The 15,496-nt window shown below is 46.2% G+C and carries 15 protein-coding genes; 13 read left to right on the top strand and 2 right to left on the bottom strand.

Going from position 1 to position 15,496, the window contains the following annotated elements; all coding sequences use genetic code 11:
- Positions 1-23 precede the first annotated feature (23 nt).
- The 6 genes from OM416_RS16610 (at position 24) to OM416_RS16585 (ending at position 6,115) form a co-directional block, all read left to right on the top strand.
- Entirely contained in the window at positions 24-1,343 is a 1,320-nt protein-coding gene (locus OM416_RS16610) for an ATP-binding protein (RefSeq protein WP_264931236.1), read from the top strand.
- Positions 1,315-2,208 (top strand): response regulator, encoded by an 894-nt coding sequence (locus tag OM416_RS16605; protein WP_264931234.1) that lies wholly within the window; start codon positions 1,315-1,317, stop codon positions 2,206-2,208. The genes OM416_RS16610 and OM416_RS16605 overlap by 29 nt, the downstream gene beginning before the upstream one ends.
- A gap of 367 nt (positions 2,209-2,575) precedes the next feature.
- Positions 2,576-3,373 (top strand): transporter substrate-binding domain-containing protein, encoded by a 798-nt coding sequence (locus OM416_RS16600; protein ID WP_264931231.1) that lies wholly within the window; start codon positions 2,576-2,578, stop codon positions 3,371-3,373.
- Positions 3,374-3,390: 17 nt separating this feature from the next.
- Entirely contained in the window at positions 3,391-4,047 is a 657-nt protein-coding gene (locus OM416_RS16595) for an amino acid ABC transporter permease (protein WP_074092820.1), read from the top strand.
- Positions 4,044-4,766 (top strand): amino acid ABC transporter ATP-binding protein, encoded by a 723-nt coding sequence (locus tag OM416_RS16590; protein ID WP_264931228.1) that lies wholly within the window; start codon positions 4,044-4,046, stop codon positions 4,764-4,766. Before OM416_RS16595 ends, OM416_RS16590 begins: the two co-directional genes overlap by 4 nt.
- A 218-nt stretch (positions 4,767-4,984) precedes the next feature.
- Positions 4,985-6,115, top strand: coding sequence for an SGNH/GDSL hydrolase family protein (locus tag OM416_RS16585; protein WP_264931226.1), 1,131 nt, complete (start codon positions 4,985-4,987; stop codon positions 6,113-6,115).
- Positions 6,116-6,181: 66 nt separating this feature from the next.
- Here the strand turns inward: OM416_RS16585 and OM416_RS16580 are convergent, their stop codons facing one another.
- Complete coding sequence (locus tag OM416_RS16580) at positions 6,182-6,748, bottom strand: dihydrofolate reductase family protein (protein WP_264931224.1); 567 nt, start codon at positions 6,746-6,748, stop codon at positions 6,182-6,184.
- Positions 6,749-6,817: 69 nt separating this feature from the next.
- Between OM416_RS16580 and OM416_RS16575 the strand changes: the two genes are divergently transcribed.
- The 3 genes from OM416_RS16575 to OM416_RS16565 all read left to right on the top strand — a co-directional run bounded on the left by OM416_RS16575 (position 6,818) and on the right by OM416_RS16565 (position 9,175).
- Positions 6,818-7,726, top strand: coding sequence for a helix-turn-helix transcriptional regulator (locus OM416_RS16575; RefSeq protein WP_264931222.1), 909 nt, complete (start codon positions 6,818-6,820; stop codon positions 7,724-7,726).
- Positions 7,727-7,786: 60 nt separating this feature from the next.
- Positions 7,787-8,713 (top strand): oxidoreductase, encoded by a 927-nt coding sequence (locus tag OM416_RS16570; protein WP_264931220.1) that lies wholly within the window; start codon positions 7,787-7,789, stop codon positions 8,711-8,713.
- Positions 8,714-8,905: 192 nt separating this feature from the next.
- The gene (locus OM416_RS16565; protein WP_264931218.1) at positions 8,906-9,175 is read left to right on the top strand and encodes a CD3324 family protein; all 270 of its coding nucleotides are present in this window, start codon (positions 8,906-8,908) and stop codon (positions 9,173-9,175) included.
- Positions 9,176-9,265: 90 nt separating this feature from the next.
- On the opposite strand, the gene OM416_RS16560 is transcribed toward OM416_RS16565, so the two are convergent.
- A complete protein-coding gene (locus OM416_RS16560; RefSeq protein ID WP_264931216.1) occupies positions 9,266-10,132 on the bottom strand; it encodes a GNAT family N-acetyltransferase in 867 nt (288 codons plus the stop codon).
- Positions 10,133-10,217: 85 nt separating this feature from the next.
- Here OM416_RS16560 and OM416_RS16555 point away from each other — a divergent pair, with 85 nt between their 5' ends.
- From OM416_RS16555 to minD, 4 genes are all read left to right on the top strand, one after another.
- Positions 10,218-10,958, top strand: coding sequence for a hypothetical protein (locus tag OM416_RS16555; RefSeq protein ID WP_264931214.1), 741 nt, complete (start codon positions 10,218-10,220; stop codon positions 10,956-10,958).
- Between the two features lie 270 nt (positions 10,959-11,228).
- Positions 11,229-13,370: an ATP-binding protein gene (locus OM416_RS16550; RefSeq protein WP_264931212.1), complete on the top strand. Its 2,142-nt coding sequence runs from the start codon at positions 11,229-11,231 to the stop codon at positions 13,368-13,370.
- Between the two features lie 4 nt (positions 13,371-13,374).
- The gene (locus OM416_RS16545) at positions 13,375-14,073 is read left to right on the top strand and encodes a response regulator transcription factor (protein ID WP_264931210.1); all 699 of its coding nucleotides are present in this window, start codon (positions 13,375-13,377) and stop codon (positions 14,071-14,073) included.
- Between the two features lie 405 nt (positions 14,074-14,478).
- The gene (gene minD / locus OM416_RS16540) at positions 14,479-15,288 is read left to right on the top strand and encodes a septum site-determining protein MinD (protein WP_264931208.1); all 810 of its coding nucleotides are present in this window, start codon (positions 14,479-14,481) and stop codon (positions 15,286-15,288) included.
- Positions 15,289-15,496: the final 208 nt, after the last annotated feature.

Genomic DNA, 15,496 nt, shown 5'->3' with positions numbered 1-15,496 from the left:
TGTTATAGTGGGTGAAGAGATCGATGCGCAATTGGGTCAAAAATGAGAATGTGCAGATGGTGGCCATTGCCTTTGCCACAGCGGTAGGCGCACAATTCAAAATAAATCCGTTCCGGGAAGACTACTTCCGAATCGGGCTGGGGGTCAGCATCCTTTTATTTCTGCTGATGATCATGCCGCATCTGTCTTATGTGAAGACAGGAATCCTGACAGGCATCGCGAATTTACTGTTCCAGTCGGCAGATCTCATCAATCATGTACAGACCGTGTCCATTCTGGAAAGCATGCGGGACAATCTGGGGGCAGGTGTGTATTACGTGGTTTTTGCTTATGGGCTTAGCAAGTTCAGGCATCAATTCCATGAGATGCAGCCTCTTCTGCTCGGCGGGTTAATCACATGTATCGATTTCTCCTCTAATCTTGTTGAGCTGCTGCTTCGCGGAATGTTAAGCGGGACCAATATCTTTTATATGAAGGAATGGTTGTATCTACTTGTGGTGGGTGGTCTGCGAAGTTACTTCGTCATTGGGCTATATAACAGCTTTGCAGTGAGGCAGATGCGGCTCTTGCATGCAGAGCAGGAGAAGCGGATGGAGCAGATGCTGAATGTGAACTCCGGTCTGTATGGCGAGGTATTTTACCTGAAGAAAGCAATGAATACAATTGAAGGCATTACGGCAGACAGCTATGATCTATATCGCGATCTCCGGGAGCAGGACTTGAACCAATACAGTCAGCGCACGCTGGGTATTGCTCAGCAGATTCATGAAGTAAAGAAGGATTCACAACGTATTCTGGCGGGTCTGCTGAAGCTGTATGATAATGAAAAAGCGGTCAACATGAGTCTATCTGAAGTTCTTAACTTTGCCAGTAAAGCAAACCGAAAATACAGCGAGATGCTGCATAAGCAGGTCGAGATTGATATCGAGCAACAGTATGATTGTGAGTCTCCGTATTACATTCCTCTTCTAACGGTAATGAACAACCTGATTGCCAATGCGGTAGAGGCGATTGAGCATGATGGGACGGTCCGAATTCGTGTATATGAGCAGGAAGATGACGTGCATTTCGTCGTGATGGATTCTGGAAAAGGGGTACCTGAAGCCAAACGGGATGTTATCTTTGAACCGGGCTATACAACGAAGTTCAATGAAGTCGGCATTGCCGCGACGGGTATTGGCTTGTCCCATGTACGTGATATCGTTCAATCGTTGGCGGGACAGATTACGGTGCAATCGGCGCCTGCGGGAGCGAGAGGCACTACATTTGGTATAGCTATTGCCAAGATGAATCTAATAAAGGGGGCCGATGTCGATGACACTTTCTATCATAATCGTGGATGATGATGTGGTGAGCCGGAGCATGCTGCATGATATCATTGAATCCTGTGGAATCGGCGAGCTTGCAGGCATGGCAGAGGGCGGCATAGAAGGGGCACGGATAATCATGGATCTGCGTCCCGATGTAGTGCTGATTGATCTGTTGATGCCGGATCAGGACGGGATTGAGACTGTTGCGAAGCTGAGGCAGAGCGGATATACCGGGAAATTCATCATGATCTCTCAGGTGGAGAACAAGGAAATGGTAGGGGCGGCCTACCAGAACGGAATTGAATTCTTTATTCATAAACCGATTAATCGGGTGGAAGTGGAGCATGTGCTCAGCAAAGTGAATGAACAGTGGAAGTATGAACGTTACGTGCTGGAGATTAAGCAGTCGATGGCCCGATTGAATCTGGTGGAAGCGCCGGCCCCTGCCCAAGGTCGTACGGTGCGAGATGCGGCAAGAAGCATTCTGATGGATCTGGGGATCATAGGAGAAAGTGGTAGCAAGGATATTGTGGCCCTTATGGAGTATGCGATTGATCAGAAGCGTGCCGGGGAGTGGCCGCCGCTGAAGGAGTCGTATGAAGCGGTGGCCCAGACTTACAAGTCTACGCCCAAAGACGTGGAGAAAGAGAGCAAGGCGATGGAACAACGCATTCGCAGAACGGTCATTGCCGCATTGACCAACATGGCCTCGATTGGACTCAACGATTATAGCAACCATAAGTTTGAGCATTACGCGCCCCTCTACTTTGACTTCCAGGATGTACGGATGAAGATGAGAGCGATGGAAGAAGATCAGGCAGGTGACAAAGGCAAGGTTAATATCAAAAAGTTCCTGCATGTGTTCTACATGGAGACGATTGAAAAAATGAATAATTAAATAACTGAGATATGCTATCTCTTATCCAAAAGCCGAATTCCCGAAGGTAACACCTTCATGGATTCTCGGCTTTTTTTGTTTATCACTCTTTTCATTGTTATATAACCTTACACAAAAACTCAGAAAACGGATCTTTTATTAGCGATATTCGCTCGTTTATCTACTTAAAAACATTACATGTTAATTTAATTTTCATGAGTTGTAATTAATTTATGTAGGATCTTGTAAGTTGGCGTAGGGAGCGAACTACAATACGTACATGAATAAGCATTTTGCATAAATCCCTTTGATTCGAATTATGCAAAATGCTGAAATACAAACGGTCGATTCGGTCGATCCCAATCTAATTCGGAAAAGGGGTTTTTCTATGAAAAAGGTAGCATCCATTGTAATGGCGTCCGTTCTTGCTCTAACACTTAGTGCCTGCGGTGCAGCAAAGTCCGGTGAAGAAAGTAATGCACAATCGGCAAGTGGTTCAGCTGTTGAGAAATATACATTTGGTACCGATGCAACGTATCCCCCTTTTGAGTTTCAGAAGGACGGCAAATATGTAGGAATCGATATTGACCTCATGAACGCGATTGCGGAAGAAGAGGGCTTTGAGGTAGAGATCAAACCGATGGACTTCAAAGGCATTATTCCAGCCATCACGGCGAATCAGCTGGACGGAGCCATTGCAGGCATTAGCATTACAGACGAACGTAAAAAAGTAGTGGACTTCTCGGAACCGTATTATCAGGCCGGTCTGTCCTTAATCGTTCATGAAGATAACGCGGACATCCTAAGTCCTGAAGATTTAAAAGGAAAAATTATTGCGATTAAAAAAGGAACCTCAGGTGCCAATCTCGCAGATGAATATGCGAAAACCTACGGGGCAACCGTGAAATATTTTGATGACAGCCCATCGATGTATCAGGAAGTCGCGAACAAAAACGCAGATGCTACGTTGGAGGATTTCCCGGTCATCTCCTATAAGATTGCCATCGACCCGAACGCCAAGCTCAAGATCGTTGGAGACCGGTTGAACGGTGACTTCTACGGGATTGCTGTTGCCAAAGGCGATGCGGAGTTACAGAAGAAGATCAATGATGGACTGAAGAAATTGCAGGAAAACGGAAAGTACGACGAGATTGTCGGCAACTATCTGGGAACAACGGCTAAATAGAAGGGAATGTGGTACGGATGGACTCCTCCTTGCAAGTCATAATAGACGCACTGCCTCTTCTGTTAGAGGGTACAGTGGTTACGTTGAAGCTAGTCGTGATCTCGCTCATCATTGCGATGGTGATCGGATTGATCTCAGGTCTGATGAGCACCTCTTTGAATCGATTGTTGCGGCTGGTAGCCACACTTTACGTGGATATCATCCGTGGCACACCCCTTCTGGTGCAGGTATATTTCATCTACTTCGGGCTGCCAGTGTTCCTTGATATGCGGATTCCGGCGATGACCGCAGGCATTATTGCAATTAGTTTGAATGCAGGAGCTTACATCTCGGAGATTTTCCGCGCAGGGATTAATTCGATTAGCAATGGGCAGCATGAGGCGGCGCGCTCCTTGGGCTTAACTCGTTTCCAAACGATGAGGCTGGTCGTGTTACCTCAGGCAACCCGGCGCATGATTCCTACCTTTGTAAACCAGTTCATTATTACGATCAAAGATACATCGCTGCTATCGGCGATAGGTATCGCAGAATTGACACAAAGCGGGGAAATTATTATTTCCTCCAACTTCCGGGCATTCGAAATCTGGGGTGTGGTGGGTATATTCTACCTGATCATCATTGTTCTGTTGTCCCGGGCTTCCCGATTCATTGAAAGGAGGTATGCGATCCGATGATTACCGTACAGAATCTAAAAAAGCAGTTTGGTGCCAATGAGGTGCTGAAGGATATCTCCACAACGATTCAGGAGAAAGAAGTCGTATGCGTCATCGGACCTTCCGGGTCTGGTAAAAGTACCTTCTTACGCTGCCTTAATCTGCTGGAGGATGTGACGTCTGGAAAGGTGACGATCGGTGGTGTCGAGGTCACTTCACCCAAGACGGATATTGATCAGCTGAGAACCAATGTGGGCATGGTGTTCCAACAATTCAACCTTTTTCCCCATCTAACTGTGCTGGAGAATATCATGCTCGCACCGAAGCATATCAAGAAACTGAGTAAGGCCGAGAATGAGAAAAAATCAATGGAGCTGCTGGGCAAGGTCGGGCTATCGCAGAAGAGGGATGCGTATCCCGAGCAGTTGTCAGGTGGACAACAACAGCGTGTAGCCATCGCACGTGCACTCGCCATGAACCCGAGTGTGATGCTGTTCGATGAGCCTACGTCTGCACTTGACCCGGAGATGGTTGGAGAAGTGCTGCAAGTCATGAAAGACCTCGCTCACGAGGGAATTACGATGATTGTCGTTACGCATGAGATGGGCTTCGCCCGTGAGGTGGCGGATCGGGTGATCTTTATGGACGGCGGATATATTGTGGAGGAAGGCACGCCAGAAGAGCTCTTTCAGAATACCCAGCATGACCGGACCAAGGCGTTTCTGGGTAAGGTTTTATAACGATACTGGATAAAAAAATGAATGAGAAAAATCCCCTATGGGCGGACGATGCATCAAGCACATCTGATATGATGGACTTGAGCACGACTCGCTTGCAGGGGATTTTTGGTGCTGTGCGTAATACATAATAAGATAGATGTAGCACGACGAACATGTTATCGATACAAAGGAAAGCGCTTAATAACTACTTTTTATGAATCGTTGAGGGGGAATGAAGGATGAGCGTACAAGCGAATACCAGGTTAAAGATCTATGACTTAACGGAACTGCCTTATCTCAAGGTGCATGGCAGAACAACTGGAGAGTTATCGCCGCTGACGTTATTTTGGACGGGGAGTGCAGTCGAACTCAATGTGCAGAGCTCCGAACTTTGGGTTGAGGTGGAGTCTGAATATGATATATATGAATCATGGATTAGCATTCTGATCAACGGTGTTCCGGTGAGCCGGCAGATGTTAACGGCGGGAAGGTACTGGATCTGTGTATTCCGGGGCATGAACGCGGATGTGGTGAAGAATGTACGGATCGTTAAGGATGTTCAAGCGATGAGTGGCGACCCAGGTTGTTCCATGCAGATTCATGCCGTGAAATCGGATGGAACGTTCCTGCCTGTGCAGGAAAAACCCTACAAGGTCGAGTTTATCGGTGACAGTATTACATCTGGTGAAGGTGCGATTGGTGCTAAAACAGAGGAAGATTGGATTCCGATGTGGTTCAGCGCCATACATAATTATACGTTTATGACAGCAGAGGCATTGAATGCAGAATACCGGGTCATCTCGCAAAGTGGCTGGGGTGTGCTGACAAGTTGGGATAATAATCCGAAGGGGAACATTCCCGATTATTACGAACAGGTCTGTGGCCTGCTTACCGGTGAACGTAACGAAGCGTTAGGCGCAGGAGATCAGCATGATTTTGGTTCGTGGCAGCCGGATGTGGTGGTCGTGAACCTGGGCAGCAATGATGGAGGTGCGTTCCAGTCACCTGAGTGGAAAGACCCCGACACGGGCAAGGTGTACAAGCAGCATTTGAACGAAGATGGTACGTATCATGAAGAAGATCTGGCTGCTTTTGAGAAAGCGGTGGAACAGTTCCTGTCCAAACTTCGGAAAAACAATCCGGCTGCACATCTCGTATGGGCTTATGGCATGCTTGGTTTTCCCATGATGCCAGCTATCTACCGTGCGGTTGATGCGTTTATGAAGGGGACAGGGGACCGTAAGGTCTCGATCATCCAACTTCCGGATACTACCGAAGAAACGGTAGGGGCGCGCACCCACCCAGGCGAATTATCTCACCGTAGGACGGCAGATGTGTTAGCGGAATATATACGAGGATTGATAGGATAACTTGATACATGGTAATGGAAAGACCACTCTTTCATGATAAGAATGGTCTTTCCCTTTTCTGCTTAATTAGATATTCGGAGGTGTGTCCGCTGTGCCGCTGTTTTGAACCTCATAACGAATTGAAATGATCTGTCCGAGCGTCTGGGTTCGGATCATTTTGAATTGACTTGGCACCGTGCCTGCCGGGAATAAGGGGATGCCTTCACCAAGAATTTTGGGAATGATGGCGACTTCAATCTCATCCAGTAATTTTTTGGCTAACACAGCTTGAACCAATATGCCGCCACCCACAATCCACACGTCTCCATCAGAAGTTTGTTTTAATCGGGGAATGAGCGTATCTACCGTCTCGGTTGTAAACTGTACATGCGGAGCGGACGGCTGTTCCGAGCGGGAAAGCACATACGTTGGGCGATCCGCATAAGAGAATTCTTCAGATAGTGTGAGCACCTCTTCATACGTATAACGTCCCATAACGACGCTACCGATCGTTTCATAAAAAGCAGCATATCCGTTATCTCCTCCGTCACCCTCCACATCGAACAACCAATCCACCGAACCGTCCAGTCTTGCGATATATCCATCCAAACTCATAGCAATGTACAAAATTGTTTTGTTATCAGACATGTTCATCGCTCCCTTCTAAAATGTATGATACACTTTAACTATGACAAAAATTGACGTAGTTAGGATGTTGAATTCATGAATCATCGGAAGCTGGCGATCATGCGCCTGATGGATTCCAGACAGAAGTTCACTGCCCGAGAACTGGCAGAAAGGTTCGACGTATCGGTTCGTACGATTCAGCGAGATCTGGATGCATTGCAGACGCTGGGTTTTCCTTTGTATACAGAAGTTGGCGTGAACGGTGGATACCGGGTGTTACCCAATCGGATTTTGCCACCTCTTCAACTGACACAGCAGGAGGCATTAGGGTTGTTTATGATGCTAGAATATCTACAGGAAGTCCCGGATTTTCCATATGGGTCAATGCGTGAACATCTGGCTGAGCAGTATTTCTCTACTTTGCCCGAAGATGTACAGGATCTGATTATGCGAATGAGAGAGCATATCACCTTTGTCCAGCACCCTGGTGGGCATGCCGAGCCTTTAACAACCGAGATATTGGGTGCGGCGGTAGAAAAGAGAGAAGTCGAGTTTATGTATCATGCCCGTAGTGGTCGTAAAAAAGTCCAGGTCTTTCCCTATGGCATCTACTATGAGCAGGGACATTGGTACATGCCAGCCGGAAATAAGGACCGCGTATTGTTGTATCGAGTGGATCGCATGCAGCAGTTGGCTGTTATGGAATCCGTAGATGAATCTGTTCCGAGTCTGAAGGCATGGCTAGCTGCCAAAGAAGACAGAGTAAGCGTAGAAGTGGTATTGCAATTCACGGAATTTGGAGCAAGGATTGCTGCGTCAGATGTGTTGTTTAAGTCGGTTGAAGGCCATGAGTGGCGCGGACTTGTTCCGCCCGAGGAGTTCTCTTTTACAGCGCGAAAGTTACTCTCCTATGGGCCGGAAGTGAAGGTGGTGTCTCCGCTCGAACTGCAACAGCAGGTTAGAGGGATGCTGGAACGGAGTTTAAGCCAGTATGGTGTGGGATGAAGGCCTTCAAACGCTGAATATTAGGGTATCAAGGAAGAGATAGGAAAGGTGTGTAGACAAATGAGCGAAGTTTGGACTAAAGACAGCATCCCGACTGTATCCGATAAAGTAGTGATTGTGACAGGTTCGAACGGCGGGTTAGGGTATGAAACGGCATTAGCGTTAGCTGAAAAAGGCGCAAAAGTTATCCTTGCAGTTCGTAATCTGGAAAAAGGTGAAAATGCAGCTAATAAAATAAAGTCGTCTGTGCATGTAGCTGGAGAGGTAATCGTTATGCAGCTCGACCTTAGCGATTTAGCTAGTATCCGTAAGTTCGCAGCCGCTTTTCTTGAGCAATACGATTCCTTATCCATTCTCGTTAATAATGCAGGAATTATGAATCCTCCATTCCAGTTGACGAAGGATGGTTTTGAATTGCAGTTTGGTAGTAATCATCTAGGTCATTTTGCGCTTACGGGTCTGCTATTGCCTCGATTGATTTCTACTCCGCAATCGAGAGTAGTTACTGTAAGCAGTTTGGCAGCGGGTAATGGCGCAATTGATTTTAATAATTTAGATGGATCCAAAGGATATACTCCCATGAAGTTCTACAGTCAAAGCAAGCTAGCCAATCTGATGTTTGCGAGAGAACTGCAGAATAAGTTTAATTCCGCCCATATTGATTCTATGAGTATCGCCGCTCATCCAGGAATTTCGCATACCAATCTATTTTCCTTCGGTTCGGGGAAACAGACCAATATATTCATGCGGAGTCTTTTGAAAATTATTAGTCAACCTGCACATATGGGGGCATTGCCTACCTTGTATGCTACAACAGATCCGACAATTACGGGAGGAGAATATATTGCTCCTAACGGTATGGGCGGCACTAAGGGCTACCCCAAGAGCGCTAAGATCATCGAAAAATTATATGATGCTAACATTTCAAACAAGCTATGGAGCGTATCAGAAGAATTAACAGGGGTTTATTACAGATTTAACGATTGAATGGGGGGCTACCATGATTCGATTCATAATAAGTTTAACGACCCGCTCTATGCAGAGTCCATGCGATGAACAACGGCGGTTGTTTGCATAGAGCTTGAAATTCTTTTCCGCCATACCTATAGTGCATATCTAATGCGTTCATTGTACGACTCTGCTGCCTTAAAGATTTTAACTTTTAAGGAGTGGAGCAACGTGAAATATATTAATGCGGATACAATCTTCCCGGAAGAATTGCTCAAAGAAATACAGCGTTATATCCCCGGTGGCTTGATCTATATTCCGAGGCCCAAGGATGCCCGTAAGAAGTGGGGCGAGAATTCGGGTGGCAGAAGGATTGTCCGGGAGCGGAACGACGAGATCCGCCAGCTATTCGCTGCGGGAACAACCATCGATCAGCTTGCAGAGCAATACTGTTTATCCGTCGATAGCATCAAGAAAATTGTATATTGCAAAAAGGGATGAAACTATAGAAGCCACGTTCGAGCAATCGAATGTGGCTTTTTGGCTTACACATTACAAAGTACATAGGTGCCGCATTTGCACGAAGCAGGACTAGTGATTCAAACTACCACTGAAATAGTGATACTCCGAATTCACTTCAAAACCAACACTGCGGTACAGATTCAAAGCACGTTCGTTCTCGGTAACCACAGACAGGCGAATATCTGTATAACTTTGTTTCCTTAGGAGATCAACCAGGATGCTAAGCGCAGTACGCCCCAGTTTCTGTCCCTGATAAGCAGGCAAGATACAGAAGTTATGAATAAATGCGGTTGTCACATTAATGGAGTTGACCCGTACCAGCCCAACAGGCTGTTGATGCTGGCATGCAATATAGGTGACTCGGCTGGGTTCATTCGTTTGCTTGAAATAATTGCGTGTCCAGTCCTCTAAATCTCCGAAGGCTAGGGATGAACAAGTGACCATAAAATCCATATCTTCGTCTTTTGCCACGGACAACGTTAGTTCAGGCGGTTCTACAGCCTCAAGCGCTTCATTTACAAGTTGCATCGAATACTCGGCACGATCATAGACGGCTCCAAGAGATTGAGCAGTATGAACACCCGGAGATAAGCCCTGAGGAACACGATAGCTGAGTTGGTTGATCCCCTGTGGCTTCATGTCTAGGATGGCCCGTTTCAACAGGCTGCTGAACACACCTTGGCGACGAAATTGCGGGTGTACGATGGCATTAATATTTCCGGTTACGGTGTCAGATGCATACCAACTGAGGAGTCCTACCAATGTACCGTCGCGATAACAGAGGAGCGCATGGTCTCCGTCTTTTTTGCTGATATGGTCAAGGTCTGCCTTTAGATGGGTGGAATCCAGTTGTTTACATTGTTGTTCGAGCAAAATAATAGCATCAATCTGTTCCTTGGAGTTATAGATCATGGGGACGACTTGATAAGTTGACATAGCTTTCACACCTTCATTGTTGAAGGAAACACGCAGTTATTGGCCTCGCAGGTGCTATCCTTCTTGAGATTCGGTTTACTTCCCGATGACTATAACACATTCTATGATGCAGATGACACCCAATGGATGTAATTCACTGGATGACTGTTCAGATGTGTCCAATAACTGGACATTATATCCTATTGAAGGGATAATTGAGAGTAATACAGACGAGAAAGGGATCGATTTAACCATGCGCAAGTTGGCTTATGTGATGGGTACATTATTTCTTTCAGCCGCCATGTTGATGGGATGTACTTCATCTGAACCAGCGGAAAGCACTGAATCCGTCACTCCATCAGTAACGGAACAGCCGATTGATGTGAGTGATCAAAAGGCGACAGTAGAGGAGCAGCTACAAGCGCTTGAAATGTCGCTGGATTATAAGACAACAGAACTCACGGTGGATGGTAAGGACTATGATGATATGCTAGAGATGCAAGGGTTACAGGCCAAAGGCGAGACCATGAAGCCATTCCTGACCTCCAGAAATTATGAGGCTTATATGGCTAATGGATATATTCTCTTGCTTCTTCAGGTTGCACATATTGAACAAGCGAAACTGCATCCTGAAAATATACAAACCAAGATCAAAGATAGCAAGAGCGACTGGATTCTTGTGGAATACACGCTCGATCTGAAGTTTACAGACGAGAACGGCAAGGAGTTCAAGTCTATTCCGATATCGGGCGATATCACCTTTTTGCAAGATCAGGGAGAATGGCGCATTCAGGATGACACGTACAATAGGGACGCATTCGCGGACATCATCAATAATTCACTATAATGCATGAGTCATCTGTGATTCTGGCACATGGCGATTGTGCTCGAATTATCCATTGCGAATAAGCTCCTTCATATCAGTGCGCACATCAAAGTGCGTACTTTTTTTTGTGGTGGCGTACCCAGCTAAGCGCGCGTCGTCAAAAGGGTCTCATCGCGATGTTAGCTATCGACACCTGCTAGAAATTTGCAGGGTACATTCTCCTGCAATGATGATATTATTTGGATGATCAACTTACTTATTGCGCTCTTGTAGAATGGGGTTGGGTTCATCATGAGGGAGATTCTCCGAGTCGGTTCTCGTAAGGTTTGGTTGTATATCATTGCTGCTGTTATTGGTTTGGTTACAGGCTACGTCGTCCTCTCTTCGTCGGACTCTCCTGGGCTCCGAAGTGAAGAAGGTATTCTGGATTTAACGCAGGCTCAACTTAGTACGAATCCGCAAAAATTAACAGGAAAGTGGGCGTTCTATTGGCAAGAACTGCTGTCGCCTGAGGATATGCGGGTTCGTTCAGCAAGTGAAGGAAATCAGGACCACTGGATTAACATTCCAAGCTCCTGGCTAGGCTACCCGTTAGAAGATCAGCGGCTGAGCGGTACAGGCTATGCAACCTTTGGACTGGTCGTTCATCTAAGCGAACAGGATCGAGATGAGATGCTTGCTCTGCGGCTGCCTAGCATTTTTAATGCGTACAAATTATGGGTCAATGGCGAGCTACTGGCAGAAGTTGGTGAGGTTGGTCAGGACAAGCACAGCATGACCCCGCAACTGGAAACAAAGCTGGTGTATTTTCAGCCTAAAAGCGACACGTTAGAGCTGGTCATGCAAGTCTCCAACTTCCAACATCATCGGGGCGGCATTACCAAGGATATCGAGCTGGGTGGCAGTGACGTACTAACGACCAAGACCAATCTGAATCTTGCCAGGGATATGTTCATCACGGCAAGTTTGCTAGTGATCGGTTTGTATAATCTGCTGTTGTTCATGCTGCGAAGTAAGGATAGAGCTCCGTTATATTTTGGCCTGTTTACTGTACTGCTTGGTATTCGATCCTTGTTCAACGGTGAGCTTATCTTTACACAATGGTTGCCTCATTTTCCTTGGGAATTGCAGTTCAAGATCGAATATCTGATTCTTTGCCTCAGCGGTTATATCATCACCATGTATTTTGATTGTATTTTTCCGAATTATGTGTCGCGATGGTTTCGTCTTGGCACCCGGATCGTAACTGGTGCATTCTGTATCCTTGTAGTGGTAACCCCTGCAATTATATATACAAAATTTTTGCTGGTAATCGGTGTGATGGTAGTTCTACATATGATTTATTTGATGATCGGACTGGTTCAGGCAGCCGTGCGACGAATGGAGGGAGCGTTGATCTTCCTGCTGGTGTCGGTGGTTACTTTGGTCACGGTTGTCAACGATTTTTTGTATTTTAACGGATGGTCGCTAGTTGGAAATACATCTCCGCTTGGCTTATTGATATTTACGATCGCGCAGCTGATTTTACTGTCTTCGCGATCTACGAGGACGGCATCGAACGAAGAGAGAATTACACGTGAATTACAGGACGTTAATGACAAGCTGATTGAAATGAATATGAATCTGGAACAGACCGTTCAGGAGCGAACACAGGCCTTATCTACAGTGCATGATGATCTCCAAACCTCGTATGACCGACTGCTTCACTCCGAGCAAGGGAGGAAGAAGCTACTTGCTTATATTACGCATGATCTGCGTATGCCGTTGTCCAGCATGCTTGGATATGTAGAAGCTATACAGGACAGGGTCAAGCCGGAACGCAATGAGCAATATCTGAAGTACATCCGGGAGAACACGATAAGGATTAACCGTATGATCGAGGAGTTGTCCTTCTTGTCTCATTTGGAGACCGGACAAGTCTCGTACCGAATGGAGCAGGTTCAGATGATTCCTTTCTTGCATCGTTTTTTTGAACAATATGAGTTGGTAGTGCGCGATGCAGGATTAGACTTCATACTGGATATCGGAGATACCGAGGATAGACGATCTAATGCGCTTGTTGTCGAGATGGATGCGAAAAGAGTAGAACAGGCCTTATTTAATCTAGTATCCAACGCCATGAAGTTCACCTCCAGCGGGGGACTGGTGCGTATTGCACTAGTTGTGGAAGTGATGAATCATGCTCCCCATGCAGTCATTAGCATACAGGATTCTGGCATGGGGATTCCTCCGGATCAGCTTGAGCAAATCTTCGAACGTAATTACAGATATGATCGGCCGGGAATGGGCATAGAGGGCAGTGGACTGGGGCTGGCAATTTGCAGGGAAATCGTACAAGCGCACGGAGGCATGGTTCGAGCGGAGAGCGACGGCAAGATGGGGGCGACATTCTATGTAACGTTTCCTTGTACGGTGATTGAAGGAAAGGGGTGATGAGATGGACACGCACAAAATCATGATCGTTGATGATGATCCTCATATATGCGAGATTGTGCAGGTGTATTGTGATAGGGAGGGATTTGTCTCCACCTGCAGTCATAGCGGGTCAGAAGCGATGGAGCTGCTTGCATCGTTTGAGCCGGATTTAATTATACTGGATATATTGCTGGCTAATGAAAACGGTATTGACTGGTGCAGGAATGCGCGTAATCTCACCAGTGCGCCGATTGTGTTTCTGAGCAGTCAAGAGGAAGACGAAATAAAAATTAGCGCATTATCCTATGGCGGGGACGATTATGTGACCAAGCCGTTCAGTCCGGGAGTGCTCATGGCCAAGATCAAGGCTCACCTTCGAAGAGTGTCGACGGGTAGAAGGGAACAACTGCTGGAGTTACCGGGTTTGACACTGGATTTCTACACGCAGTCCGTCAACACGGGGAGTAAACCTATCTATTTATCGAAAAAAGAGTTCAGTCTGCTGTCCTATATGGCACAAAACGTGAATCGTGTCGTCAGTGTCGATACGTTGTTTCAAATCATCTGGGGAATGGAAAGTCTGGAGGATACGAGAACGGTTGCTGTACATATCAGTAATTTACGCAAAAAAATCGAGTCCAACCCTGCCGATCCTGAGCGAATCATTACGGTTCGGGGGAGCGGGTATATGCTGGTTGCTACAAGTGCATCACGAGCATGAACATAGCAGTAAGGTGGGTAATCTATTATAAATGGGAGAATGGCGTTAGGGTAGTACTTGACGCTATTGGCCCATTTTTTGTTTTTTTCACTAGTTTCGTAATCGACTTAAGATATTGAATTCCTCAACACAAGTCTGCGATCTTCCATCCTCGTCACAATGATGTGCCGTCTCTAAGAAAGCTTAAACGATCCAATACGCACGGATTTAAAGTTTTCTTTAGGTTTCTCAAATAGGTTAATCCACCATGATAAAATCACATTGGTCGATATAACGACATATTTCATCAAATTGTAACTGACTATTAGCTAAGAGGACGTTCATTCAAGCCGGATCAAACGATAATACGTGAGGAAATGTTGTCATGCTGCCCCGCATTAGTAATTAAAGAAGGAAGTGGCTCCGATGGCACGAGTTATATGTATCACATCAGGGAAAGGTGGAGTTGGCAAGACAACGGTCACAGCTAATCTCGGGACTGCCCTTGCCTTATCGGGGAGCAGCGTTTGCCTGATCGATGCTGATTTTGGATTGAGAAATCTGGATATTCCGCTTGGTCTGAGCAATAGGGTAAGGTATCATATTTCCGATTTTCTGACGGGTCGATGTGCTTTACATCAAGTGATCGTCAAAGATAAGCGAATCAGTGCCTTGTCCTTTATCTCCTGTAGTAACGACACGTTGCATCACGATGATCCGCAAGTTTTTGGCGAGGTTGTGCAGCAAATAGCCCAGAACTATGATTATGTGCTGATCGATTCGCCCGCAGGCATTGAAAATGGATTCTGGAATGCGGCTTTGGCAGCAGATGAGGCTATTGTCGTTACTACGCCTCATCGTACATCGCTTCAGGACGCGGATCGCGTAATCGGATTATTAGAAGATATGATTCCAGCTCCGCCACAGCTCATCATTAATATGGCCGACGGACAGGAAGCCCGTTCGGCAACGGTAAAGATGCAGGATATGATCGATATTCTCAATATCGGTGTGATTGGCGTGATCCATGCCGATGTAGAAATTATACGTTCCGTACATAAGGGCATCCCGATTGCGCTTAATCCCGAGTTTGAAAGTGGACTTCGCTTCAGGCATATCGCCCACAATGTGGCGAAGAATCACCAGGAGCCTTTTATCTCATTGAAACCCAAGAGGCATATTAGTGTTTTTTCACTTCCTCAAAGACTGCGTTGGGGGAAGAGCAGTTCGTTATAGTCGATAAAGAATTCATGAAAAATAGTGGTGTGGGAGTTACCTTCCCTACGCCCCTATTTTTTGATGTCATTGATGTTCTCACTTGCGAGTAGTTGCTTACTTAAAGTTTTCTTTATAATTCACAAGCGCCCCTATCTCGCATGATAAAATACGGAAGAAAAAACGACATAATTTGCTGTGTCGGTGTCAAAATTCGACTGCGACTGAT

Origin of the sequence: Paenibacillus sp. LS1 (assembly GCF_026013365.1) — a bacterium.
Lineage (GTDB): Bacteria > Bacillota > Bacilli > Paenibacillales > Paenibacillaceae > Paenibacillus.
The sequence above is the reverse complement of the archived record's forward strand: the minus strand, read 5'-3'. Positions and strand labels throughout refer to the sequence as shown.

Excerpts from the sequence above, each read along its gene's own strand:
- OM416_RS16610 (WP_264931236.1), top strand. The coding sequence starts at position 24 with ATGCGCAATTGGGTCAAAAATGAGAATGTGCAGATGGTGGCCATTGCC.
- OM416_RS16605 (WP_264931234.1), top strand. The coding sequence starts at position 1,315 with ATGACACTTTCTATCATAATCGTGGATGATGATGTGGTGAGCCGGAGC.
- OM416_RS16600 (WP_264931231.1), top strand. The coding sequence starts at position 2,576 with ATGAAAAAGGTAGCATCCATTGTAATGGCGTCCGTTCTTGCTCTAACA.
- OM416_RS16595 (WP_074092820.1), top strand. The coding sequence starts at position 3,391 with ATGGACTCCTCCTTGCAAGTCATAATAGACGCACTGCCTCTTCTGTTA.
- OM416_RS16590 (WP_264931228.1), top strand. The coding sequence starts at position 4,044 with ATGATTACCGTACAGAATCTAAAAAAGCAGTTTGGTGCCAATGAGGTG.
- OM416_RS16585 (WP_264931226.1), top strand. The coding sequence starts at position 4,985 with ATGAGCGTACAAGCGAATACCAGGTTAAAGATCTATGACTTAACGGAA.
- OM416_RS16580 (WP_264931224.1), bottom strand. The coding sequence starts at position 6,748 with ATGAACATGTCTGATAACAAAACAATTTTGTACATTGCTATGAGTTTG.
- OM416_RS16575 (WP_264931222.1), top strand. The coding sequence starts at position 6,818 with ATGAATCATCGGAAGCTGGCGATCATGCGCCTGATGGATTCCAGACAG.
- OM416_RS16570 (WP_264931220.1), top strand. The coding sequence starts at position 7,787 with ATGAGCGAAGTTTGGACTAAAGACAGCATCCCGACTGTATCCGATAAA.
- OM416_RS16560 (WP_264931216.1), bottom strand. The coding sequence starts at position 10,132 with ATGTCAACTTATCAAGTCGTCCCCATGATCTATAACTCCAAGGAACAG.
- OM416_RS16555 (WP_264931214.1), top strand. The coding sequence starts at position 10,218 with ATGACTATAACACATTCTATGATGCAGATGACACCCAATGGATGTAAT.
- OM416_RS16550 (WP_264931212.1), top strand. The coding sequence starts at position 11,229 with ATGAGGGAGATTCTCCGAGTCGGTTCTCGTAAGGTTTGGTTGTATATC.
- OM416_RS16545 (WP_264931210.1), top strand. The coding sequence starts at position 13,375 with ATGGACACGCACAAAATCATGATCGTTGATGATGATCCTCATATATGC.
- minD (WP_264931208.1), top strand. The coding sequence starts at position 14,479 with ATGGCACGAGTTATATGTATCACATCAGGGAAAGGTGGAGTTGGCAAG.